This is a genomic window from Agrobacterium sp. Azo12 (genome assembly GCF_029193765.2).
Lineage (GTDB): Bacteria > Pseudomonadota > Alphaproteobacteria > Rhizobiales > Rhizobiaceae > Agrobacterium.
This window is the reverse complement of record NZ_JARFYO020000001.1, coordinates 3,230,065-3,253,321: the sequence shown is the minus strand read 5'-3', so window position 1 is coordinate 3,253,321 and position 23,257 is coordinate 3,230,065. Positions and strand designations below refer to the sequence as shown.

Below are 23,257 nucleotides of genomic sequence, written 5' to 3'. Positions count from 1 at the left end.
TTTATATTTTGTTAGCACGCACTTGCGAACGGCGGGGCTTTCTGTCAAAATTACCGAGAATTGAGACAGTCTTGCTGTCCTAAATTGAATAAGTCGGTTTGTGAGGTTCCTTGAAAAAAGGGCTTCGTCAGTCCGGCTTTTACTGCCGTTTTATGCAATGTTTTGCAGGAGGGACCAAAATGACCAACAAGCCGGAAAGCGAATTTGCTGCCGCAAGCATGACGACTGACTGTCCCACCGCGGCCGGGGCCGCGTCCGTCGTCGCTCAGAAGAGCTTTGCGCGTCGTATTCCCGAGCGTCAGGGTCTGTACGATCCACGCAATGAACATGATGCCTGTGGCGTCGGTTTCGTCGCGCATATGAAGGGCCAGAAGTCTCACCAGATCGTCAAGGACGGCCTGTTCATTCTTGAAAACCTGACCCACCGCGGTGCGGTTGGTGCAGACCCGCTGATGGGCGATGGCGCTGGCATTCTGGTGCAGATCCCGGACCGCTTTTTCCGCGAGGAAATGGCAAAGCAGGGCATTACGCTGCCGAAGGCTGGCGAATATGCGGTTGGCCACATCTTCATGCCGACCGATGCCGAGCGTATCGAACACTACAAGAAGGTCATTATCGACGTCATCGGTGAAGAGGGCCAGCAGTTCCTCGGTTTCCGTGACGTGCCTGTCGACAATGCTTCGTTGTCCAAGGCAGCGGATATTGCGGCGACCGAACCGCATCACGTGCAGGTTTTCATCGGTGCAGGGCGCGACGCCGCGACCAATGCCGAGTTCGAGCGCCAGCTTTTCCTGATCCGCAAGGTCATTTCCAACCGCATCTATGACGAGCGTGGCGGCAAGGAAGCGCAGGATTTCTATCCTGTATCGCTGTCGTCCTCGACTATCGTCTACAAGGGCATGTTCCTCGCCTACCAGGTTGGTGCCTATTACAAGGACCTGTCGGATCCACGCTTTGAGTCGGCCGTGGCGCTTGTTCACCAGCGGTTCTCGACCAACACCTTCCCGTCCTGGAAGCTGGCGCACCCGTACCGCATGGTGGCGCATAACGGCGAAATCAACACGCTGCGTGGCAACGTCAACTGGATGGCTGCACGTCAGGCTTCGGTTTCGTCCGAGCTGTTCGGCGAGCACATTTCCAAGCTGTGGCCGATTTCCTATGAAGGCCAGTCGGATACTGCGTGCTTCGACAACGCGCTGGAATTCCTGGTGCGCGGCGGTTATTCCATGGCGCATGCCGTGATGATGCTGATCCCGGAAGCCTGGGCTGGTAACCAGTCCATGTCACCTGAGCGTAAGGCATTTTACGAATATCACGCTGCCCTGATGGAGCCATGGGATGGCCCGGCTGCCGTTGCCTTTACCGATGGCAAGCAGATCGGTGCGACGCTTGACCGCAATGGTTTGCGTCCTGCCCGTTATCTGGTCACTGATGATGACCGTATCATCATGGCATCGGAAGCCGGGACGCTGCCGGTTCCGGAAGAACGTATCGTCAAGAAGTGGCGTTTGCAGCCTGGCAAGATGCTGTTGATCGATATGGAGAAGGGCCGCATCATTTCCGACGAGGAAGTGAAGCACGAGCTTGCTGCAAAACATCCTTACCGCACATGGCTGGATCGCACCCAGCTGATCCTTGAAGATTTGAAGCCGGTGGAGCCACGTGCGCTGCGTCGCGACGTTTCGCTGCTCGACCGTCAGCAGGCCTTTGGTTACACCATTGAAGACACCAAGCTGTTGATGTCGCCAATGGCAACGACCGGTCAGGAAGCTGTCGGTTCTATGGGAACGGACACTCCGATCTCTGCAATGTCGGAAAAGTCCAAGCTGCTTTACACATATTTCAAGCAGAACTTTGCGCAGGTTACCAACCCGCCGATCGACCCGATCCGCGAAGAGCTGGTGATGAGCCTTGTGTCCTTCATTGGTCCCCGCCCGAACATTCTTGACCATGCCGGCGCTGCCCGCGCTAAGCGTCTGGAAGTGCGCCAGCCGATCCTGACCAATGGCGATCTGGAAAAGATCCGCTCTATTGGCCACACGGAAGACCGTTTCGACACCAAGACACTCGACTTCACCTATGATGTGGAGCGTGGTGCCGAAGGCATGCCGGACATGCTTGACCGTCTGTGCGAACGTGCAGAATCTGCCGTGCGTGGTGGTTACAACATCATCGTTCTATCTGACCGTCAGCTTGGACCGGACCGTGTTGCCATTCCGGCGCTGCTTGCTACCGCTGCCGTTCACCATCACCTGATCCGCAAGGGTCTGCGCACCTCGGTTGGCCTTGTGGTTGAAACCGGTGAGCCGCGTGAAATCCACCACTTCTGCCTTCTGGCCGGTTACGGCGCGGAAGCCATCAACCCGTACCTCGCTTTCGATACGCTGCTGGACATGCACAAGCACGGTGCGTTCCCGAAGGAAGTATCTGATGATGAAGTGGTTTACCGCTACATCAAGGCTGTTGGTAAGGGCATTCTCAAGGTCATGTCCAAGATGGGCATTTCCACCTATCAGTCTTATTGCGGCGCGCAGATTTTCGATGCCATCGGCCTGTCGTCCGAGTTCATAGAGCAATATTTCTTCGGTACGGCCACGACTATCGAAGGTGTTGGCCTGACGGAAATTGCGCAGGAAACCGTTTCGCGCCACGCAGCGGCTTTTGGCAAGGACCCGATCCTTGCCAACACGCTCGATATCGGTGGTGAATATGCCTTCCGTATGCGTGGTGAAAGCCATGCCTGGAGCCCGGATGCGGTTGCGACCCTGCAACACGCGGTTCGTGGCAACAGCCAGGATCGTTACCGCGAATTTGCCGAGATGGTGAATGACACGGCGCTGCGCATGAACACCATTCGTGGTCTGTTCAAGGTCAAGACTGCCGAGGCTTTGGGCCGCAAGCCGATCTCGGTTGACGAGGTTGAGCCTGCCGTCGAAATCGTCAAGCGTTTCTCGACAGGTGCGATGTCCTTCGGTTCGATCAGCCGTGAAGCACATACCACGCTTGCCATTGCCATGAACAAGATCGGTGGCAAGTCGAACACCGGTGAGGGTGGTGAAGAGGCGGATCGTTACACGCCGCTGCTCAACGGCCAGCCGAACCCGGAGCGTTCTGCCATCAAGCAGATCGCCTCAGGTCGTTTTGGCGTGACGACGGAATATCTCGTCAATGCTGACATGCTGCAGATCAAGGTCGCACAGGGTGCAAAGCCCGGCGAAGGCGGTCAGTTGCCAGGTCACAAGGTCGACGCAACGGTCGCCAAGACCCGTCACTCCACACCGGGCGTTGGTCTGATTTCGCCGCCGCCGCACCATGACATTTATTCGATCGAAGATTTGGCACAGCTGATCTACGACCTGAAGAACGTCAATCCGGAAGCCGATGTTTCCGTCAAGCTGGTGTCGGAAGTGGGTGTTGGTACGGTTGCTGCCGGTGTCGCCAAGGCCCGTGCGGACCATATCACTGTTTCCGGTTTTGACGGTGGTACCGGTGCATCGCCGCTGACATCGCTCAAGCATGCTGGCTCGCCATGGGAAATCGGCCTTGCGGAAACCCAGCAGACGTTGGTGCTGAACGGACTTCGTTCACGTATCGCCCTGCAGGTGGATGGTGGTCTGAAGACCGGCCGCGACGTCATCATCGGCGCGCTGCTGGGTGCAGACGAGTTCGGTTTTGCAACGGCGCCGCTGATTGCGGCCGGCTGCATCATGATGCGCAAGTGCCATCTCAACACCTGCCCGGTCGGCGTTGCAACGCAGGACCCGGTTCTGCGCAAGCGCTTCAAGGGTTCGCCGGAACACGTCATCAACTACTTCTTCTTCGTAGCTGAGGAAGTGCGCGAAATTCTCGCTTCGCTCGGCGTTGCCAAGCTGGATGAGATCATCGGCGCTTCCGAAATGCTCGAGAAGGATGAGATGCTGGCACACTGGAAGGCCAAGGGTCTCGACTTCAGCCGTATCTTCCACAAGGTCGATGCCCCGAAAGCGGAGACATTCTGGACGGCACGCCAGCACCACCCGATTGACGACATTCTCGACCGCAAGCTGATCGAGAAGTCTGCCCCGTCGCTGGAAAACCGCGAGCCGGTTGTTTTCGAAGTGCCGATCAAGAACGTTGACCGTTCTGCCGGCGCCATGCTGTCGGGTGCGCTTGCCAAGCGTTGGGGTCACAAGGGTCTGAAAGACGATACCATCCACGTTACCCTCAAGGGTACTGCTGGCCAGTCCTTCGGCGCTTTCCTTGCACGCGGCATCACTTTCGATCTGGTGGGTGATGGTAACGACTATGTTGGCAAGGGCCTGTCGGGTGGACGCATCATCGTTCGTCCGCCGGAAAATGCCCGTATCGTTGCGGAAAACTCGATCATCGTCGGTAACACCGTTCTCTATGGTGCGATCACCGGCGAGTGTTATTTCCGTGGTGTGGCCGGTGAGCGTTTCGCTGTTCGAAACTCCGGTGCGGTTGCTGTTGTCGAGGGCGTGGGTGACCATGGCTGCGAATACATGACCGGTGGTATCGTTGTTGTGCTCGGTGAAACCGGCCGCAACTTTGCAGCTGGCATGTCGGGCGGTGTCGCTTACGTGCTGGATGAGACCGGAGACTTTGCAACCCGCTGCAACATGGCGATGGTTGAGCTGGAGCCTGTCCCGGAAGAAGACGACATGCTGGAAAAGCTGCACCACCACGGCGGCGACCTCATGCACAAGGGACGTGTAGACGTTTCCGAGGACATGACACGTCACGACGAGGAGCGCCTTTACCAGCTGATCTCGAACCACTTCCACTACACCAACTCGGCTCGTGCCAAGGATATCCTTGATCGCTGGACCGAGTTCCGTCCAAAGTTCCGCAAGGTCATGCCGGTTGAATACCGTCGTGCGCTTGAGGACATGGAACGGATGCGGCTAGGCGTGGCGGCGGAGTAATCCGCCGCGTGAAGACATTACACCGACTGGTTTCGCTAATCGTTGCAGTTGCCGCACCCGCGGCAACCTATCTTGCAAGTGGCGACGTCAGATTTGAGTTTATCATACTGGGGGCGGTCATTGGTTTCGCTTACTGGTATTGGGGCCCGACAGGCGCCCTGCTTTGATGTGAGGATATAAAGTGGGTAAGGTTACAGGCTTTCTGGAAATCGACCGTCAGGTGGGCAAGTATCAGCCTGCGTCCGATCGTATTCGCCATTTCCGTGAATTCACCATTCCAATGTCGGATGCCGAAGTGCAGAAGCAGGCGGCACGCTGCATGGACTGTGGTATTCCCTACTGTCATGGCCCGACGGGCTGTCCCGTACACAACCAGATCCCAGACTGGAACGATCTGGTCTATAATGGCGGCTGGGAACAGGCGATCCGTAACCTGCACTCCACCAACAACTTCCCGGAATTTACCGGTCGCGTCTGTCCCGCGCCTTGTGAGGAGGCGTGCACACTGAACCTTGAAGATACACCGGTTGCGATCAAGACCGTTGAACAGGCGATTGCCGACAAGGCCTATGAGCTTGGCTTCATCGTGCCAAAGCCTGCGACCGTTCACACCGGCAAGAAAGTTGCGATTATCGGTTCCGGCCCGTCCGGTCTGGCTGCTGCCCAACAGCTCGGCCGCGCCGGCCACGAAGTTCACGTTTACGAGCGTGAATCCAAGGCTGGTGGTCTGCTGCGCTACGGTATTCCTGACTTCAAGATGGAAAAGAACTTCATCGATCGTCGCGTTGAGCAGATCAAGGGTGAGGGCGTGACCTTCCATTACGGCGTCAACATCGGCGTTGATATGACCGTTGAAAAGCTGATCGCAGATCATGACGCGGTTCTGTATTGCGGTGGCTCCGAAACCCCACGCCCTGCCGGTATTGGCGGCACGGATTTCCATGGCGTTCATGATGCCATGCCTTATCTGGTGCAGCAGAACCGTCGAGTCGGCCGTGAAAACATCGACAGCGTTGGCTGGCCTTCCGACCCGATCCTGGCTGGTGGCAAACATGTCGTTGTTGTTGGTGGTGGTGATACGGCGTCTGACTGCGTTGGCACTGCATTCCGTCAGGGTGCTGTGAAGGTAACGCAGCTCGACATTCGTCCGATGCCGCCTGAAAAGGAAGACAAGCTCGCAGTCTGGCCATACTGGGCAACAAAGATGCGCACATCGTCTTCGCAGGCTGAAGGTGCGGTGCGTGAGTTCCAGGTTGCGACCCTGGAATTCGTCGGTGACGAAGACGGTGTTTTGACGGGCGTGAAATGCTGCCAGGTTGATGACAAGCGCAAGCCGATTGCCGGCACCGAATTCATCATCAAGGCTGATCTGGCATTCATCGCCATCGGTTTCTCCGGTCCGTTCACCGACAGCGTTCTGAAGGAAATGGACGGCAAGCTGACGCTCAACACTGACCGCCGTGGTTCGACCAACGTTGTTGCCAATGAAACCGACTACAAGACCTCGGTCGACAAGCTGTGGGCGGCCGGTGACGTGCGTCGTGGCCAGTCACTGGTTGTATGGGCAATCCGTGAAGGTCGACAGGCAGCACATGCGATTGACGAAGCGTTGATGGGATCGACGGTTCTGCCGCGCTAAACACCACAAAAAAGGCGGCCATCCGGTCGCTTTTGTTTGAGGAAATGATCCCCGTATCAACACGGGGATCATGACACATCCAGAATCAGTGTTTGTTTTTATGATCCTGCTGACCGCCCTTCATCGACTGGTCGCGAGGGCTGTCTTTCATTCCGGTCTTGTTTTCTGTTGCTGCCCCGGATGATGCGCTGCGGGTTTTGTCGCTGCCGCCTTTTCCGGATTTCTGGCCAGCTTTGCTGTGCTGGTCATGCGTGCCACCTTGGTGGGCCATGATGTTTACTCCTCATATCCATCATCTGGGCAAAGCAATGTTGCTCTGCCCCAAGCTTAACCAAAGCGTTTCAGGAACGTTCCTGTTTTAATATTATGTGATGGACTGCAGGCCTACTTGTTGCGGCCGGATATTATTCCGTGGTGTCGGTATCTGGTGTTGGCATGCGATAATCGTCGACGCGGCCCAACGGCGCATCGGCCATTTCACCGCGCTTGATCAGCAGTTCGCGTGGTGTTTCGCGAATGGTGGCCGGTGCTGGCCTGTCTCCCAGCAATGCATTGCCACCGTCCAGTTCCGGGTCGGTCAAGCTGATCGGCTGCGTTCTAACTTGCCCGGCATCAATGCCAAGCGCAGGCAGGGACGTGAGAGCAGGCAGATTGCTTGCGTTCAAATCCTGTTCTGGGGCGGCGGTATCGACGTGGCGACGCAGGAACTTCTCGACATAGAAGGCGAGCTTGCGTTTGCCGGCCTGCGTCATGCCGATGCCGTCCGCCTCACGCAGGCGGGCCTGCTGTCCATTGACGTCGTAACCGGTTATGATGAACTTGCCACCTTCATCGACAAAGCCGTCCCAGACATCCACGAATTCGCCACCGTGTTTTTCGGTGTGGTTGCGATACAGGCGGTTGAAACCGACAAAATCTGTGGTGAGAGACGGGGACTGGAAGGCGGGCAGGCCGACCCACAAAAGTGGTATCTTCTGCCGCGAAACAATCGTTGCCAGCGCATCGATGCGCCGCTCATACTCCTTGAACCACAGATCGGTGCCGTATTTTTCCCTGAGATCGCCAATCATCATCAGCTGCCTGTCATTGGAACCGAGCATGATGACGACGGCGGCAGGTTTGACCTCCTGAATGAAATTCGGAAGGTTGGACAGCCAGTCATAATAGTCTGTACGGACAAGGCCGGACGAACCATTTGCTCTGACATCAACGGCAATTGCCGGTGATGAAGCAAAGGTCTTGGTCAGCTCGTCACCCATGCCGCTGGCCAGAAAATCACCGACGACCAGAACGCGGCGGGCATTTTCAAGTTTGGTAACCGGTGCGGCCGGGGCTGTGGTGCGCATCTGCGTGACGGATGGTGTCGTGCGCGGTGTCTGCGGGCGCGAAACGGAGCGTTCGCGGGGAGGGGGACGCCTTACGCGCGGCTCCTCCTCCCGCAATTGGCGGCCGTCACGCATTTCGCGCTGGCGCCCGCCAAACAGCATATCCATGAGAGTACGTGGTCGCTCACGTTCCTGTGCGAACACAGGTGAGGAAAAAAGAGGCAGGACAACAAGCACACACAGAGCACTCGCGCCTGCGCGAAGCCGGGCTGGCTTGTTGATCTTTGCCTGCTTATTCATGATGCATCCTCGTATGACATACCATATCACAGGCTTGCCTATAACCGGAAGCCTGCTTCAGGGTTGTCAGTTCCTCAGTGCACGCAGAAGTCGCTGCGATGGTTCGCCGTCATTTGTCATGCCCAGACGTTGCTGGATGGCGCTGATGGCTGCCTTCGAGCCGGAACCGAAGTTTCCGTCGATTTCACCATCATAATAACCGAGTTCCTTCATGCGGCTTTGCAGTTCGAATTTTTCACTAATATCCAGCGTGCCATCCGGGCGTGGCCAACGCTGCTGCATGCCGCCATAACCGGCAATTTCATCTGCCAGAAGACCGACAGCAAGCGCGTAGCTGTTGGAAGCGTTGTACTTCTTGATGGTGAAGAAGTTTTTCATCATCAGGAAGCCAGGGCCGGATTTTCCGCCCTGCATGACCAGTTGCGCTCTGTCGGAGCCGCGTGGAAACGCCTTGCCATTCGGTCTGGCGAAACCAAGCTTTGCCCATTCCGCCAGAGTTTTTGTCTGGCCTTCATAGCGACCGGCACCTGAGGGGACAGCGGCTTCATAACCCCATGTTTTGCCGGGCTCCCAACCATTCTTCGCCAGAAGATTGGCGGCGGTTGCCAGAGCATCAGGAATGGAGTGCCAGATATCGCGTTTGCCGTTTCCATCCGCATCAACCGCGTAAAGCAGGTAGCTGGTAGGAATGAACTGCGTGTGGCCCATGGCACCTGCCCAGGAACCGGTGAGGTTTTTCGCCGACACGTCGCCGTTCTGGAGAATCTGCAAGGCGGCAATCAGCTGCGTTCTGGCAAATTTCGCGCGCTTCGGATCGGCATAGGCAAGCGTTGCCAGCGTGGTTGGAATGTGATGCAGGCGTTCAGGCTTTTCCAGAACGGCACCATAATTCGATTCCATCGACCAGATGGCGAGCAGGATGTTCTTATCGACGTTAAAGTGACGCTCGATGGCATTCAGCGTCGAGGCGTGCTTGGCCTTCATTTCGCGACCAATGCGGACCGTGTACGGGTTTACGCGCGAATCCAGGTAGTCCCAGATCTGGCTGCTGAATTCCGGCTGAAAGTTTGCTTTGCGCAAGGCTTCTGGGTCTGGTTCAGTGACGCCTGAAAAAGCCTTTTGATATGTCGCCTTGGTAATACCACTTTTAGCGGCAGTGGTATAAAAGTCGTTGATCCATTTTCGAAAACCAGCATCCGCGCTGGCGGACGCTGGGGTCAAAGTTATTGCTAAGCCTGCAAAAACCATGCAGCCAAATTTACGGACATCTGAAAGGATCAGCTTTTTCATCGTCAGTCTTTCGTCTCTCGAATTTCATTTCGATGGCGAGATACGCATCGGGCTTCACGATGTGATAACAAATTAATGTCAACAAATTCTTTACCATTAACCGTTCGTAGCGTCACCCTTTGCAAATCTTAAAAAGTTTTGGAATATAGCGCTGCGCGGGGAATATTATCCAATTAGTCTCTCAGGAGGGATGCGTGGTAGAAAATACGAAAATTCGGAAGGCCGTTTTTCCGGTCGCAGGTATGGGAACTCGTTTCTTGCCGGCAACTAAAGCTGTTCCGAAGGAAATGCTTACTGTTGTTGATAAGCCTGTTCTTCAGTACGTGGTCGATGAGGCCATTGAAGCAGGCATTGAACATTTTGTTTTTGTTACAGGTCGCGGCAAAGCGGTCATTGAAGACTATTTTGACATTCAATTCGAACTTGAGCAGCTGCTGCGCGAGCGCAACAAAAAGGTCGAGCTGACTTTGCTTGAAGACCTTTTGCCAAAGGCAGGTACAGCGAGCTTTACACGCCAGCAGGCACCACTCGGCCTTGGCCATGCGGTATGGTGTGCACGCGATATCGTTGGTGATGAGCCATTTGCGGTTCTGTTGCCTGACATGATCATGCATTCCGAAAAGGGCTGCCTCAAGGGCATGGTCGACGTTTACAACCAGACCGGTGGCAACGTTATTGCCGTGCAGGAATGCGACCCTGATCAGGCGCACAAGTACGGTATCGTCGGCGTTGGCGAAAAGGCCGGCGACGGCTTCAAGATCACCGAAATGGTCGAAAAGCCAGCCAAGGGCACTGCACCTTCCAATTTCTACATCAACGGCCGCTACATTCTGCAGCCGGAAGTGTTCAACATTCTGGAAACGCAGGAACGTGGTGCCGGCAATGAAATCCAGCTTACCGATGGCATGCTGACGCTTGCCAAGGACCAGGATTTCTTCGGTTACCATTTCCAGGGTCAGACCTATGACTGCGGTGCAAAGGATGGCTTCATTCTTGCCAACTTGGCATTTGCGCTGGAGCGGAGCGATATTCGCCCGTCCATCGAAGGTCCTCTGAAGGAACTGCTCGCCAAGCTGAAATAAGCGGCGGCACAGTCAGAAAAGCAGAAAATCCCGGTGAAAGCCGGGATTTTTTTATGTCTCGATTTGAAGCAACCGCTGCGGCGCGTTCAACGCTTGAAAGCGATACCTGCGCCAATCCGCCATGTGCCGGTGTCGTAGGCCGGTGTCGTCTGGTAACTGATATCGCTTGTCAGATCGAGATAACGGTTGAGGCTCCATGTCAGCCCGGCCGAGGTGAAATATTCCGTCACGTCCCGCGTATCTCCGGATGGGAAGTTGCGGCGGGTGACCTGTCCGGTGAGGCGCGCCACCAGGTTGTTGCGCAACTGATGGGTCAGGCCTGCCGTCAGGCGATGAGATATCCAGCCACCCTGTGAGCCACCAGCAAAATCTTCGATGGTTGTGCGCAGGCCAAGGCTCACGTCCGTACCGCGCTGCGGCGACCATGAGAGATCGCCATCAACGCTGAATGCATTTATGGAGCCCAATCTCTGGTCGTCGTAGCTTTTACGCAGATAACCGAGTGCCAGTTCGCCACGCAGTTTCTCACCGAGATCAAGCTCCGTTCCAAGCTTGGCACCGTAGGATTTGGAAGAGCGCTCATAACCCGTATCGTCGAATTTGTCGTCATAACGGGTCAGGCCGGATGAGACCTCGAGAAACGGAATGAGAGCAGGTGACAGTTCATAACCTGCCCGCACGCGAATATCGCCGCCGGTGCGGTCGCGGGCGCTCAGATCAATCGAGCTGCCATCGAGCGCCTTGGCGGCAGAATAGACGTTGCGTTGCAGTTCAATGGCCGCCAGTCCGCGTATACGGCCAAGATCGCGCGCCACGGCAACGCCGCCGGTAAATTCATGGACACCTGACTGAACGGATGCATTGTTCAGGGCGTTCGGGTCATCAGTATCTTCGCGGCTGAAGTTGTAGCCGCCGGTTATGTTGACCGTTGTGTCTTTTGCAAGATCAAGCTGCAGGTCGGCATTGATCGAGGCACGTGGTTCCTCGCCGCTTTTATCGCTGCCGAAATTGCGCTCCCAGGCTCCGTCGCCCGTTACCGTCAAGGAGTGGCGCGACCAGTCGCTGTTCAGAGTACCGCGAATGCCTGTCGTCATGTAGTTGCGACGATCAGAACTGCCGGATGATTTCTGTTTTTCGGTGTTCAGCGTCTGGCTGATTGTCGGGCGCAGCACCATCGTTCCCAACCGAATACCGGGTGTCAGGTTCGTCGCAGCCGTTGGATCAACGTCACCACCATCTATGGTCGGTTCGTAAGGGTTGAGCTGCTGCTCATAGGGTGCACTTGCCTCGTCCGGCTCGTCGGTGATGGCATCGCCCGCATTGACAGGTGGGGCAATGCTTTGTGTGGTCAGCGTTGTTGGGTCGGTCGGGTTTGCCGCTGCCGGATCAACGCCGGTGGCTTCGGCCTCTACTTCCGCCTGGTTTTGTTGCAGGGCTGTGGCGACACGGCTGTCGGTCCGTCTTTTGAGGACGGGCGTGGCTTGTGTGCTTTGGGCAAAGGCGATGGCCGGCTCGTACAGACATGTGCATGCCACCAGCAATGCGGCTGCATTGCGCCACGCTTTAAGGCGTCTGGCCGCGCTGTCTGTGGGTTTCGGCATGGCTGTTCCGGCAAATTTCCAAATCTTACCCAAAGGTAAAGCCATGTGGTTAACATCTGGTTTCGCATGCCGGGATTGCGGCGATTATAATGCGGGTGCCAGGTTGGTTTTGACCGCTGGACAGTTTTTTTCGAAAGGAGTAACAGTCCGGCATGATTAAAAGATCTGTGAAACTCATCGATAATCTCGCCATCGACTCGGCCCTGCGCACGATCAATATCGAGCGGAAGGGTCTTGAGGCACTGGAACTGGCGCTGCAGAATGGTCTTGCCCAGCCCTTTAACGCGGCAATCGAGACGATTGGCTCGATCGACGGCCGTGTCATCATCACAGGTGTTGGCAAAAGTGGGCACATTGGCAGCAAGCTGGCGGCGACATTTGCGTCGACCGGAACACCGGCCTTTTTCGTGCATGCCGCCGAGGCAAACCACGGTGATCTTGGTATGATTGCTGGCAATGATGTGGTGCTGGCCATTTCCAAGGGTGGTGAGAGTGCAGAGCTGCGCAGCACCATCGATTATACACGGCGTTTTTCCATTCCATTGATTGCACTGACCTGTTCGGAAAATTCTTCGCTCGCCAAGGCGGCCGACATCGTGCTGTTGGTGCCGAACGAGCAGGAGGCGTGCCCGCATGGTCTGGCGCCAACCACGTCGACATTGATGCAGCTCGCCTTGGGTGATGCGCTTGCCGTTGCACTGCTGGAAGCGCGCGGGTTCACGGCCGGTGATTTCCGGGTGTTCCATCCTGGTGGTAAACTGGGTGCGAGCCTGGCGCAGGTCGGTGATATCATGCACACCGGTGAGCGGGTTCCGCTAGTTCCCAAGGGCACATTGATGCCCGAGGCGGTCAAGGTTCTGTCGCACAAACATTTTGGCTGTGTCGGCATTCTCGATGAGGATGGCCGACTGTGCGGTATCGTCACCGAGGGTGACCTTGCCCGTAATCTGTCGCGCGATCTCTCAGGATTGCAGGTTGACGACATCATGACCCGCACGCCGAAGGTGGTTAAGACCACCATGCTGGCAACAAGCGCACTTGCCTTCCTTGAAAAGCATCAGATTGGCGCGCTGATCGTGGTCGACGATGAGAACCGGCCGCTTGGGCTGGTGCATTTCCACGATTTCTTGCGGCTCGGCGTTGCCTAAGCCGCAAGGTTTTTTCTGACTTATTCCACGGACTCGACGGTGAGGTTGCGCCCATGTGCAGCCATGATGCGCACGCGCGTTCCGGCTGGCAGATCCGGGCCGCTGACCGGCCAGACCGTATCGTCCAGTTTTATGCGTCCGCGACCTTCCGCAATCGGTTCCATCAGTGTTGCCGTGCGGCCAATCAGGCTTGCTTCACGCTGATTGAGGAAGGGTTCGTCCGAGGCTGCATTTGGCTTGCCGAAGTAACGGCGACCAATCAGGGCAAAGGCAACAGAGAGTGCTGCAAACAGCACGAATTGCACCTGCCATGACCACAATGTTGCGTCCCAGAGCAGCAGTGACAATGCACCAACAACGATAGCTGCTGCACCGATCCAGATCAGGAATACGCCCGGAGCGGCAAGTTCTGCGGCAAACAGGATGAAGCCGGTGATCCACCAGCTCCATGGACCAAGCTCTGCTATGGCCTGTTTTATCATGATTATCTATCCGACGGCGGTGCGAATGGATTGACCTGAGGTGCGGTGCGCGAAGGCGCTGCAGGGCGTGGCCGTGATTCCGGCTGGCGTTGTGTGCCGTCGCTGCCGAACACCTCTTTGGCAATTGCGCCAATACCGCCCAGTGAACCAATCAGCGCCGAGGCTTCCATCGGCATCAGCACGATCTTGGCATTGTTTGCAGTACCGATATCTGACAGGGCTTCGGTGTATTTCTGCGCAATGAAGTAGTTGATGGCATGTACATCGCCCGCAGCAATGGCCTCCGACACCATGCGGGTTGCCTTGGCCTCCGCTTCGGCAAGGCGTTCGCGGGCTTCAGCGTCACGGAACGCTGCTTCACGTTGACCTTCCGCCTGCAGGATGGCCGACTGCTTGGAACCTTCCGCACGCAAGATCTGCGCAGCACGCGAACCTTCAGCTTCCAGAACCTGCGCACGTTTTTCGCGCTCGGCCTTCATCTGGCGGGCCATCGAATCAACGAGATCCTTCGGTGGTGCGATGTCCTTGATTTCTATGCGGGTTACCTTGATGCCCCATGGGCCAACGGCTTCATCCACGACCCGGAGTAACCGGTCATTGATGGCATCACGGTTGGACAGCAATTCATCAAGATCCATCGAGCCCATTACCGAGCGGATGTTGGTCATGGTCAGGTTCTGGATGGCGTTTTCCAGATTGGAGATCTGGTAGGCGGCCTGCGCAACATTAAGAACCTGATAGAAGGCAACGGCGTCCGCAGAGACGCTGGCGTTATCGCGGGTAATGACTTCCTGAGTCGGAATGTCGAGCACCTGCTCCATGACGTTCATACGAGCGCCGATGGACTCGATGAAGGGCGTTATGATGTTGAGGCCTGGTTCCAACGTACGTGTGTAACGACCGAAGCGCTCCACCGTATAACGGAAACCCTGTGGTACGGTTTTTATACCCGCAAACAGGACCAGAATGACCAGCGCCACCCCGACCAACACCACAATATCAAACCCTCCGAGAACCATCGGTTCCTCCATATGCATGTTAAACTTTCCGTAGAAAGTCTTATGCGCTTATACCCAGCCTTGCAATTCCCGACGCACAACTGTTTCCAGAACGCGCATGCCATCCTCGCTGTCATTGAGACATGGGATATGTGTGAAATGTTCGCCGCCATTATGCAGGAATATCTCCCCCGCTTCACCGGCAATTTCTTCCAGTGTTTCCAGACAATCGGAAACGAAGCCGGGGTTCATGACCGCGATGCGCTTGACGCCTTCCTGCGCCAGTTTTTCAACCGTTTTGTCGGTGTAAGGCTGCAACCATTCCTCCGGTCCGAAACGCGACTGGAATGTCAGAAGGAAGCGGTTTTTGTCCATGCCCAGTTTTTCACGCAGTAAACGTGCCGTTTTTGCGCAATGACAATGGTAGGGATCGCCTTTTTTGAAGTAGGACTGCGGAATGCCGTGGAACGAGGCAATTATCTTTTCTGGCTCCCAATCCAGCTTGGCAAGATGTGACTTCACCGAGTTGGCAAGCGCTTCAATGTAGGCGTCGTCATCATGATAGGGAGGAACGGTGCGAACGGCAGGCTGCCAGCGCAGTTTCATCAGATGTTCGAATGCCTTGTCGTTAACCGTTGCCGTCGTGGAAGCGGCATATTGCGGGTAAAGCGGGAAAATCAGCAGCTTTTCGCAACCCTTGGCCTTTAGCGCGTCAATGCGCTCGGCAATGGATGGCTGGCCATAACGCATGCCCCAGTCGACAACCACATTTGGCAGGTCGGTGAGGATCTTGCCAAGCAGATCAGACTGGTTGCGGGTATAGGTGCGCAGATAGCTTTCGTTTAGGTCCTTGTTCCAGATTTCTTCGTAAGCCTTGCCAACCTTCTGCGGGCGCTTGTTGAGCACGATGCCGTAGAGAATGGGGTACCAGTACAGGCGCGACCATTCGATGACGCGCTTGTCCGAAAGAAACTCTGCGAGATAACGGCGCATGGACCAGTAATCGGTTCCATCCGGAGTTCCGAGATTGACGAGAAGTACGCCGACCTTGCCGAAGGAAACAGGAGGGTGATCTGCCGGAATGACTGAAGTGCTGGCTACCATACATAAATTCCTGAACATCAATAGGTTGTGTGCAATACGTTCGTATTGCTGCAACGGTTCACTCTTCTAGCGGAAAATGGTTCACCGTGAACATCTTCCGGAATTGCTTTTCGCCTCCCATAAAAGGGCAGGTGGCGGTTATTGATATGACATATGTCAAATAATACCGGTTTTTCATATATTTATAGAGCTGTAAAAAACAAAAGCCGGCCCATGAAGGGCCGGCTGTGTCATATGCGGCAAATTGTCTTCTCTGCTTAGTTCTTGGCTGGCAGTTCCAGCTCGGCGCCAACCTCGATGTGGTTTGGACGCTTCAGCGCATTGGCTTCGGCAATCTTTGTCCACAGGGTGCCGTCACCGTATTTTTCAACGGCGATCTTCCAAAGCGAGTCGCCCTTGGTGACGACATACTTGGCAAGGTTTTCAGCGGTTGCTGCCGGTGCAGTTGCCGCTGGTGCTGCAGGGGCCGGAGCCGCAGGTGCTGTCGCAGCTGGAGCAGGGGCAGCCGGTGCGGCAGCAGTTGCAGGAGCAGCTTCCTTGGCAGGAGCAACATAGTCAGCCGGGGTTACGTCGGTGATACGGCCGTCTGTTGCAGGCTTGTACGGGTTGTTTGCCGTCAGGTAGGCTGCAACGGAATCTTCAAGGCTTGGCCCGAAGTCGTAAGGGTTGATCGCCTTGCTTGCGAATACCTTGTAGCCGTCACCGCCCGAACGCATGTAGTTGTTTGAGACGACGCCATAAACCTTGTCATTATCCAGCGGTACGAAGGCATCGCCTTCCTTGACCTCGATGGAAACCACACGGCTGCCGGGTGCCTTGGACCGGTCGAAGGAGTATTTCAGACCGGCAACCTGTGCGAAGCGGCCTGCACCTTCTTCGATCTGGCCTGCGCCATTTTCAAGTGCTTCCTTGATGTCGGAACCCTTGAGCTGGAAGGTGGCCACCGAGTTCTGGAATGGCAGAACCGTCAGCACTTCGCCCATGGTGATGGTGCCAGAGTCGATTGAGGCACGCAGACCACCGCCGTTCTGGATGGCAATCGAGATGCCCTGATCCTTCACGCGGTCGAGCAGCGCATCGGACACCAGGTTCCCCATGGTGCATTCCTTGGCGCGGCAAACTTCACGCGAGCCATCGATGCTTTCCGTGGTCGAGCCGATTTCCTTTTTCTTCAGCTCTTCAAGCGGCTGTGCCAGTTCAGAAACGCGGGTCACGTAGCCGGCATCAGGGGTAACTGATGCATCGAGCAGCTTTGGTGCGCCTTCCCACGACTTGACGACGCCGTTGTCATCGAAAGTTACCTTGAGGTCGCCAAGATACTTGGAATAGGCATAAGCCGTGACGATTGGAACTTCGACGCCCGATGGGTTCTTGACCAGTGTTGGATAAGGACCGGCGGCCTTGTCATCCGTGCTGGACAGAAGTGTGTGGCTGTGGCCGCCAACGATAACGTCGATGCCATCAACTTCCTTGGCGATTTCCTGATCCTTGACGTAACCGACATGCGACAGAAGCACGATCTTGTTGACGCCCTGATCCTGAATTTCCTTTACCGCACCCTTGAGGTAGGAAATTTCGTCGGCAAACAGAATCTTGTCGCCTGGCGAAGAGGTTTCGTCCGTGTCTGTGGCCAGAACTGAAACAACAGCAACTTTCTCGCCGCCCATTTCCTTGATGACGTAACCCTTGAACTTGTCCTTCAGGATGGAGCTGTCACCCGCCATGGTGTTGCCAGCGATGATCGGGAATTTCAGGGCGTCGATAAATTTCAGCAGTTCTTCAGGGCCATCATCGAATTCGTGATTACCGATGGCCATGGCGTCAAAACCGATGCCATTCATGAATTCGGCAACTGGGCCACTTTTATATTGTGTGTAAAACAGCGAGCCCTGGAACTGGTCACCAGCATCGAGAACGAGCGTGTTGGCGTTGCCGAGTTCGCCACGGCGAGCGTCAATGGCACTTTTTACGCGGGCAATGCCGCCAAAGCATTCATTCTTGGCTGCTTCACTTTCAGAGCAAGTCGAATCGAATTTATTGATCGCTTCGATGCGTGAATGCAGGTCATTGATATGGAGGATGTTGAGTTCGTAATCGGCAAAGGCGGCGCTTGTCGACAGCGTAACAACCGATGCGGCCAGCAAGCCGAGTTTGGTAAGTCTGTGCATTTTTCTCTCCTGTATCAATACGATATAAACGGCCACCGCATTTTGCAGAGGCCGCTAATGTCTCATGAGCTGTTCACCCGAAGCAGATGTTTCCATTTGGCCGCACGAACTGCAAGCTAAATTGTGACACAGCTTTTCCTTGCGAACACACTTCTCATGCGCGCACTCTTTAAACCGTAAATATAACAGGAATGAATCAGCCCTGACGGGACAGAGAAAACTGATTGTTGCTATCCGTGGTGCAGTTCAGCTGAGACTGAGAAACCATCGCGCAATTAACCTTCGACTGGGTGTTACGCAGCAGCGAGGTCATGTTGATTTCGATGAGGGTCGGTGAAATCATGCTGTAGTTGCCCGAGGCCAGCAGCGTATTGCTGTCGGTCGAATGGGTGGAGAATGTTCCGTTCTGGAACGTCGACACAATACCGTTGCGATCCACCCACCGGCCATCAACAGCAGGTCTCTGTGGTGCGGCCGGAGCCATCGAACGCGGGGGCGGTGCGGAAACGCACGATGCCAATGTTATGGAAACCAGGCCCAGAGCAATGCCGGTCTTGATCTTCATGCGTAAACTCCCTGCGATTCGATATTTATGGTGTGAAAACATGCCGTGAAGAATGGTGCGTTGCAAGGATGCATTGGTTTCAATCACGTCAAACAACAATAGATTTCAGATATGCGTTGCACAAAAACTCATATCTTCGCAGATACGCAGCCGGTAAATGCGCAGCGCGCGAAATCGTTGCGTCGTTTCTTGCATCCTAAATCAGCTGTGCAGGAATAAGGCCATACACCGAATTGCCGACGAAAATACGTCGTCCCTGCAGATCGTCCAGCGTGAGCGCCTGACCACGTGCCCTCCGTTCTCTTATCAAATCGGCGCGCAACACGCCGGGTAGAATGCCACTGTCCAGCGGTGGGGTCAGCAATTGGCCCTCGCTATCTTCGACAAACAGGCTGGTGGAGGAGCCTTCGCATGCCTCACCGCGTTCATTCAGCAGCAAGACCTCGTCTGCTTCAGAAATCGGGAATTCGGCGCGCGCGGTTTCATAAGGCTCACGGCGGGATGACTTGTGACGATAAAACGTGTCGCTGGAGTCCAGCCGTGCTTTGTTGGCAACTTTCAATTTCCAGACGGTACCTTCAGGCAGAACCTGCAGGTCTGAGGTGGTGATGTCCAATTGTCCCTTGTAGTTCATCACAAGGCTGACCCTGAGGGCTGCCTCTCCGGCAACGCTTTTTTCCAACGTTTTCTGGGCATCGACTGGTTGGCGGAAACCAAGCGCATCGGCTGACCGTGCCAGGCGGCGAAGATGCTGCTCCAGACGCTGAAAGCCGGTTTGTGGCTCCCATCGCAGGGTTTCCATCAAGGTCAGATCGACTGGTTTGCGTTTCATCGCTGTTTCATCCGCTTGCCAAAACGTGTTCATCCCCGCTGGCGCGGGGACGAATTTTCTTACGCATTCAGGACTATGAAGCTTGCCCGAAATTTAAGGATTTTCGTCTTTGTCGAGAACTTCCAGTTCATCGATCAATTCTTCGATCATCGACAGGCCCTTGCTCCAGAAGGATGGATCGGTCGCATCAAGACCGAAAGGCTTCAAAAGCTCTGAATGGTGTTTGGTACCGCCAGCCTTGAGCAGCGCGAAATATTTGTCCTGAAAACCCTCATCCGCATTGCGGTAGACCGCATAGAGCGAGTTCACGAGGCAATCGCCGAAGGCATAAGCGTAGACATAGAAAGGCGAATGGATGAAGTGTGGGATATAGGCCCACCAGCTTTCATAGCCTGCCGAAATGCGAATGGCCGGGCCAAGGCTTTCTGCCTGCACCGACAGCCACAATTCGCCGATCTGCTCTGAGGTCAGTTCGCCGTCTTTTCTGGCGGTGTGAACCTTACGCTCAAATTCGTAAAAGGCGATCTGGCGCACGACGGTGTTGATCATGTCTTCCACCTTACGCGCCAGCATGGCCTTGCGCTCGCGCTTGTCGGTGGTGTTTTTCAACAGGGTGCGGAAAGTCAGCATTTCGCCAAAGACGGATGCCGTTTCCGCCAGCGTCAGCGGTGTGGAGCACATCAGTGCGCCCTGTTCGCCGGCCAGTACCTGATGCACGCCGTGACCAAGCTCGTGGGCAAGGGTCATGACGTCGCGTGGTTTTCCTAGATAGTTGACCAAGACATAAGGGTGGGCAGAAGGAACTGTCGGATGGGCAAACGCACCCGGTGCCTTGCCGGGGCGGGCAGGCGCATCGATCCATTGTTCATCGAAGAAACGGGCGGCGATTGTTGCCATTTCCGGCGCAAAGTCGCCGTAAGCGGTCAAAACCGTGTCCTTTGCTTCATTCCACGAAATCAGCGTGTTGGAGGTGTCAGGCAGGGGCGCATTGCGATCCCAATATTCCATCTGTTCCATGCCAAGCCACTTGGCTTTCATGGCGTAATAACGATGGGACAGACGGGGATAAGCCTGCTGAACAGCGGCGGCCAGTGCGTCAACCACTTCGCGCTCGACGCGGTTGGCCAAGTGGCGGCTGTCGGCAATATCGTCAAACTTGCGCCAGCGGTCGGAGATGTCCTTATCCTTGGCCAGCGTATTGGTGATCAGCGTAAAGATACGGATGTTCTTGGAGAATGTGCTGCTCAGCGCCTTGGCGGCCTTGGCGCGGGTTTCTGCTTCCGGGTCCTGTAAAAGGTTGAGCGTGGCTTCCAACGGCAGTTCTGCGCCGTCAATGTCGAAGCGCAGTTCGGCCATGGTCTCGTCGAACAGGCGATTGAAGGCTGCAGCGCTGGTCATCGACTTTTCAAGAAACAGCTGCTCCAGCTTGTCATCCAGCTGGTGCGGCTTGTCCTTACGCAAATCCACCAGCCATGGGCGGTAGTGACCGGCAACCGTGTCGTTCTGCATGGCGCTTTCAAGCGTCGCGTCATCAAGCCGGTTCAGCTCTAGCGTAAAGAACAGCAAATGTGCCGAGATGTCGGTGAGCTTGGATTGTGTGTCGCCATACAGCTTGCCATTGGCCGGGTTTGCCGTGTCGGCAAAATAGGTGAGACCGGCAAAAGAGCCAATCTTACCGAGCAGATCATCCAGCGCCTCATATTCTCGCAGCGCCTGACCAATGCCTTCGTTGCCGGTCTTGGCTGCTGCTTGTTCCAGCTTGCCTTTCCACTTGTCTTCAAAGGCCTTGGCATCTGCTGCTGATTTTTCGATGTCCTGCTTCAGTGCGGCAGAATCTGCCGAAGGATAAAGATCAGACAATTTCCAGACAGGAAGTTCTCCAAGGGCTGGATCGAATGCCTGCCCACCTGCAACCGAAGTCGAGAACGTGCGGTGTTTGCCTTGCGTCGGAAATGTCATTTTCTGTCCTCATCAGCTGTGCATCTCACAAAATTTCGCCTCTTGTTTCCCCCGCCAATAGATAAAATGCAAGCAATTCTCAAAACTGGATGTTCAAGCCTTTTATGCAAGTGTGACGTCAAAGGGTCTGCATGAAGTGGGTCCATAAACCGGAAACCGGGAGCCCAAGATGATCGCGCAAATTCTCGTTATCGATGACGATCCAGTTCAGCGTCGCCTGCTCAAAAACGCGGTTGAACGTTATGGCCATGCCGCCATGATCGCCGAAAACGGCAGAGCCGGTCTCGAACTGCTTAAGCAGCATAGCGGCGAAATCAGCGTTGTTGTGCTTGATCTCATGATGCCGGAAATGGATGGGCTTTCCTTCCTCAAGGCGATCAGCGAACAGGGTATCGATGTGCCAGTGGTCGTTCAGACCGGGCAGGGAGGCATTGATACCGTCGTTCAGGCCATGCGCGCAGGTGCGTTTGATTTTGTGGTGAAGCCGGTTTCACCCGAACGTATTGGCGCGGCCATTGCCAATGCCCTGAAGCTTGATCAGCGTGAAGCAAAAGCCCGAACAGGCCGTCGCAGCCGTCATCACGCGGTTGGCTTTAACGATATCGTATCGGCAAGCCCTGCCATGTTGCGGGTTGTCGAACTGGCGCAGCGCGCAGCGCAGTCCAATATTCCTGTGGTGCTGGAAGGTGAATCCGGCGTCGGCAAGGAAATGGTGGCGCGTGCCATCCAGTCGGCCGGTGATCGCGCTGGCAAACCATTCATTACCGTCAACTGCGGTGCTATTCCGCAAAATCTGGTTGAGAGCATTCTGTTCGGTCACGAAAAGGGTGCCTTTACTGGCGCGACCGAAAAACATGTCGGCAAGTTCATGGAAGCCGACGGTGGCACGCTGTTTCTCGACGAGATTGGCGACCTGCCGCTTGAAGTGCAGGTCAAGCTGCTGCGCGCCGTGCAGCAGGGAGAAATTGAGACCGTCGGTTCCGCAAAGGTACAGAAGGTCAATGTTCGCCTGATTTCGGCAACCAACAAGAACCTTATTGAAGAGGTGAAAGAAGGTCGTTTCCGCGAGGACCTCTATTACCGCCTCAATGTGTTCCCCATTACCATTCCAGCATTGCGTCGTCGCAAGGAAGATATTCCATATCTGGCGCGCGTGTTCGCAGAGCGTTTTTCGGCTGAACAGAAACTGCCACATGCCATGGGCGTTAACGCCAGTGCGCTTGCATTGCTGACGGCTTACGACTGGCCGGGTAATATTCGCCAGCTTGAAAATGCGATTTTCCGCGCTGTTGTTCTGGCGCAGGGCGATGAATTGACGGAAGACGATTTCCCGCAGATCGCACTGCAGATGCCGGAATTTGCATCATCCGATGAGTTGCATGACCTTAGCCATCGTATCAGCGACCGCATGTTGCTGAGCACGCCGGCACCGGAACCACGCCCGATGTCGCGCACGCCTGATATCCTTTCTGTCATGGAGGCTTTTTCCGCCGAAGACAGCCAATCCTCCCCTGTTTTTTCAGGTGGCAACCTCATTTCCAGCGTTGATGACAATGGAAATGTGCGCAAATTGGCCGACATTGAGGAAGAATTGATCCGCTTTGCCTTAAGATTTTATCGTGGTCAGATGAGTCAAGTTGCCAGAAAACTGGGGATTGGACGTTCCACGCTTTATCGCAAGCTGAAGGATTATGGCATCGATCCGGACGATCCACTCAACGAAGCTGCTTAAAAACCAATGACTTCTTGCGTTAACCGTCAGGCAAGGATATTCCCTTACCATCTGTAAACCTCTTATTAGCGTACTATTCACTATAAAGAGGAAGGTTGTATATGTGT

At 55.4% G+C, this 23,257-nt stretch carries 16 protein-coding genes and 2 pseudogenes; 7 read left to right on the top strand and 11 right to left on the bottom strand.

The features are described 5' to 3' along the window. The first annotated feature begins 179 nt into the window (after positions 1-179). The 3 genes from gltB to PYL13_RS15485 are packed head-to-tail and all read left to right on the top strand — an operon-like array spanning position 180 to position 6,564. On the top strand, positions 180-4,925 hold the full coding sequence (gene gltB, locus PYL13_RS15495; protein ID WP_275641910.1) for a glutamate synthase large subunit: 4,746 nt from the start codon (positions 180-182) through the stop codon (positions 4,923-4,925). Between the two features lie 8 nt (positions 4,926-4,933). Continuing rightward, entirely contained in the window at positions 4,934-5,092 is a 159-nt protein-coding gene (locus tag PYL13_RS15490; protein ID WP_303299113.1) for a hypothetical protein, read from the top strand. A gap of 14 nt (positions 5,093-5,106) precedes the next feature. Next, a complete protein-coding gene (locus PYL13_RS15485; RefSeq protein ID WP_275641909.1) occupies positions 5,107-6,564 on the top strand; it encodes a glutamate synthase subunit beta in 1,458 nt (485 codons plus the stop codon). Between the two features lie 85 nt (positions 6,565-6,649). Here the strand turns inward: PYL13_RS15485 and PYL13_RS15480 are convergent, their stop codons facing one another. The 3 genes from PYL13_RS15480 to PYL13_RS15470 all read right to left on the bottom strand — a co-directional run bounded on the left by PYL13_RS15480 (position 6,650) and on the right by PYL13_RS15470 (position 9,479). Further along, complete coding sequence (locus tag PYL13_RS15480) at positions 6,650-6,835, bottom strand: hypothetical protein (protein WP_250982220.1); 186 nt, start codon at positions 6,833-6,835, stop codon at positions 6,650-6,652. Between the two features lie 133 nt (positions 6,836-6,968). Then, the gene (locus tag PYL13_RS15475; protein ID WP_441296669.1) at positions 6,969-8,192 is read right to left on the bottom strand and encodes an SGNH/GDSL hydrolase family protein; all 1,224 of its coding nucleotides are present in this window, start codon (positions 8,190-8,192) and stop codon (positions 6,969-6,971) included. A 63-nt stretch (positions 8,193-8,255) separates the two neighbouring features. After that, the gene (locus PYL13_RS15470) at positions 8,256-9,479 is read right to left on the bottom strand and encodes a lytic murein transglycosylase (RefSeq protein WP_275641907.1); all 1,224 of its coding nucleotides are present in this window, start codon (positions 9,477-9,479) and stop codon (positions 8,256-8,258) included. Between the two features lie 194 nt (positions 9,480-9,673). On the opposite strand from PYL13_RS15470, the gene galU reads away from it, so the two are divergent. After that, positions 9,674-10,561 (top strand): UTP--glucose-1-phosphate uridylyltransferase GalU, encoded by an 888-nt coding sequence (gene galU, locus PYL13_RS15465; RefSeq protein ID WP_250982217.1) that lies wholly within the window; start codon positions 9,674-9,676, stop codon positions 10,559-10,561. Between the two features lie 86 nt (positions 10,562-10,647). Here galU and PYL13_RS15460 read toward each other — a convergent pair whose 3' ends face one another. Then, the gene (locus tag PYL13_RS15460; protein WP_275641906.1) at positions 10,648-12,162 is read right to left on the bottom strand and encodes an outer membrane beta-barrel protein; all 1,515 of its coding nucleotides are present in this window, start codon (positions 12,160-12,162) and stop codon (positions 10,648-10,650) included. A 152-nt stretch (positions 12,163-12,314) separates the two neighbouring features. On the opposite strand from PYL13_RS15460, the gene PYL13_RS15455 reads away from it, so the two are divergent. Next, positions 12,315-13,310 carry a KpsF/GutQ family sugar-phosphate isomerase gene (locus tag PYL13_RS15455; RefSeq protein WP_275641905.1) on the top strand — a complete coding sequence of 332 codons (996 nt, stop codon included), beginning with the start codon at positions 12,315-12,317 and terminating at the stop codon, positions 13,308-13,310. Between the two features lie 20 nt (positions 13,311-13,330). Here the strand turns inward: PYL13_RS15455 and PYL13_RS15450 are convergent, their stop codons facing one another. The 7 genes from PYL13_RS15450 to PYL13_RS15420 form a co-directional block, all read right to left on the bottom strand. Beyond that, positions 13,331-13,792: an NfeD family protein gene (locus tag PYL13_RS15450; protein ID WP_259142937.1), complete on the bottom strand. Its 462-nt coding sequence runs from the start codon at positions 13,790-13,792 to the stop codon at positions 13,331-13,333. 2 nt (positions 13,793-13,794) lie between these two features. Continuing rightward, positions 13,795-14,811: an SPFH domain-containing protein gene (locus PYL13_RS15445; protein ID WP_275642050.1), complete on the bottom strand. Its 1,017-nt coding sequence runs from the start codon at positions 14,809-14,811 to the stop codon at positions 13,795-13,797. 48 nt (positions 14,812-14,859) lie between these two features. Continuing rightward, positions 14,860-15,894 carry a ferrochelatase gene (gene hemH / locus PYL13_RS15440; protein WP_275641904.1) on the bottom strand — a complete coding sequence of 345 codons (1,035 nt, stop codon included), beginning with the start codon at positions 15,892-15,894 and terminating at the stop codon, positions 14,860-14,862. A 257-nt stretch (positions 15,895-16,151) separates the two neighbouring features. After that, on the bottom strand, positions 16,152-18,062 hold the full coding sequence (locus PYL13_RS15435; protein WP_275641903.1) for a 5'-nucleotidase C-terminal domain-containing protein: 1,911 nt from the start codon (positions 18,060-18,062) through the stop codon (positions 16,152-16,154). Between the two features lie 196 nt (positions 18,063-18,258). After that, positions 18,259-18,627 (bottom strand): outer membrane lipoprotein Omp10, encoded by a 369-nt coding sequence (gene omp10, locus PYL13_RS15430; RefSeq protein WP_250982211.1) that lies wholly within the window; start codon positions 18,625-18,627, stop codon positions 18,259-18,261. Positions 18,628-18,823: 196 nt separating this feature from the next. Further along, positions 18,824-19,459, bottom strand: coding sequence for an aminotransferase class IV family protein (locus PYL13_RS15425; RefSeq protein WP_275641902.1), 636 nt, complete (start codon positions 19,457-19,459; stop codon positions 18,824-18,826). 93 nt (positions 19,460-19,552) lie between these two features. Then, positions 19,553-21,418, bottom strand: coding sequence for a M3 family oligoendopeptidase (locus tag PYL13_RS15420; RefSeq protein WP_275641901.1), 1,866 nt, complete (start codon positions 21,416-21,418; stop codon positions 19,553-19,555). Positions 21,419-21,587: 169 nt separating this feature from the next. Between PYL13_RS15420 and PYL13_RS15415 the strand changes: the two are divergent. Continuing rightward, positions 21,588-22,776, top strand: a pseudogene (locus PYL13_RS15415) (sigma-54-dependent transcriptional regulator); the annotation flags it as partial. A gap of 170 nt (positions 22,777-22,946) precedes the next feature. Then, positions 22,947-23,150, top strand: a pseudogene (locus tag PYL13_RS27050) (helix-turn-helix domain-containing protein); the annotation flags it as partial. Positions 23,151-23,257 lie beyond the last annotated feature (107 nt).

Excerpts from the sequence above, each read along its gene's own strand:
- gltB (WP_275641910.1), top strand. The coding sequence starts at position 180 with ATGACCAACAAGCCGGAAAGCGAATTTGCTGCCGCAAGCATGACGACT.
- PYL13_RS15480 (WP_250982220.1), bottom strand. The coding sequence starts at position 6,835 with ATGGCCCACCAAGGTGGCACGCATGACCAGCACAGCAAAGCTGGCCAG.
- PYL13_RS15470 (WP_275641907.1), bottom strand. The coding sequence starts at position 9,479 with ATGAAAAAGCTGATCCTTTCAGATGTCCGTAAATTTGGCTGCATGGTT.
- PYL13_RS15460 (WP_275641906.1), bottom strand. The coding sequence starts at position 12,162 with ATGCCGAAACCCACAGACAGCGCGGCCAGACGCCTTAAAGCGTGGCGC.
- PYL13_RS15455 (WP_275641905.1), top strand. The coding sequence starts at position 12,315 with ATGATTAAAAGATCTGTGAAACTCATCGATAATCTCGCCATCGACTCG.
- PYL13_RS15450 (WP_259142937.1), bottom strand. The coding sequence starts at position 13,792 with ATGATAAAACAGGCCATAGCAGAGCTTGGTCCATGGAGCTGGTGGATC.
- PYL13_RS15445 (WP_275642050.1), bottom strand. The coding sequence starts at position 14,811 with ATGGTTCTCGGAGGGTTTGATATTGTGGTGTTGGTCGGGGTGGCGCTG.
- hemH (WP_275641904.1), bottom strand. The coding sequence starts at position 15,894 with ATGGTAGCCAGCACTTCAGTCATTCCGGCAGATCACCCTCCTGTTTCC.
- PYL13_RS15435 (WP_275641903.1), bottom strand. The coding sequence starts at position 18,062 with ATGCACAGACTTACCAAACTCGGCTTGCTGGCCGCATCGGTTGTTACG.
- omp10 (WP_250982211.1), bottom strand. The coding sequence starts at position 18,627 with ATGAAGATCAAGACCGGCATTGCTCTGGGCCTGGTTTCCATAACATTG.
- PYL13_RS15425 (WP_275641902.1), bottom strand. The coding sequence starts at position 19,459 with ATGAAACGCAAACCAGTCGATCTGACCTTGATGGAAACCCTGCGATGG.
- PYL13_RS15420 (WP_275641901.1), bottom strand. The coding sequence starts at position 21,418 with ATGACATTTCCGACGCAAGGCAAACACCGCACGTTCTCGACTTCGGTT.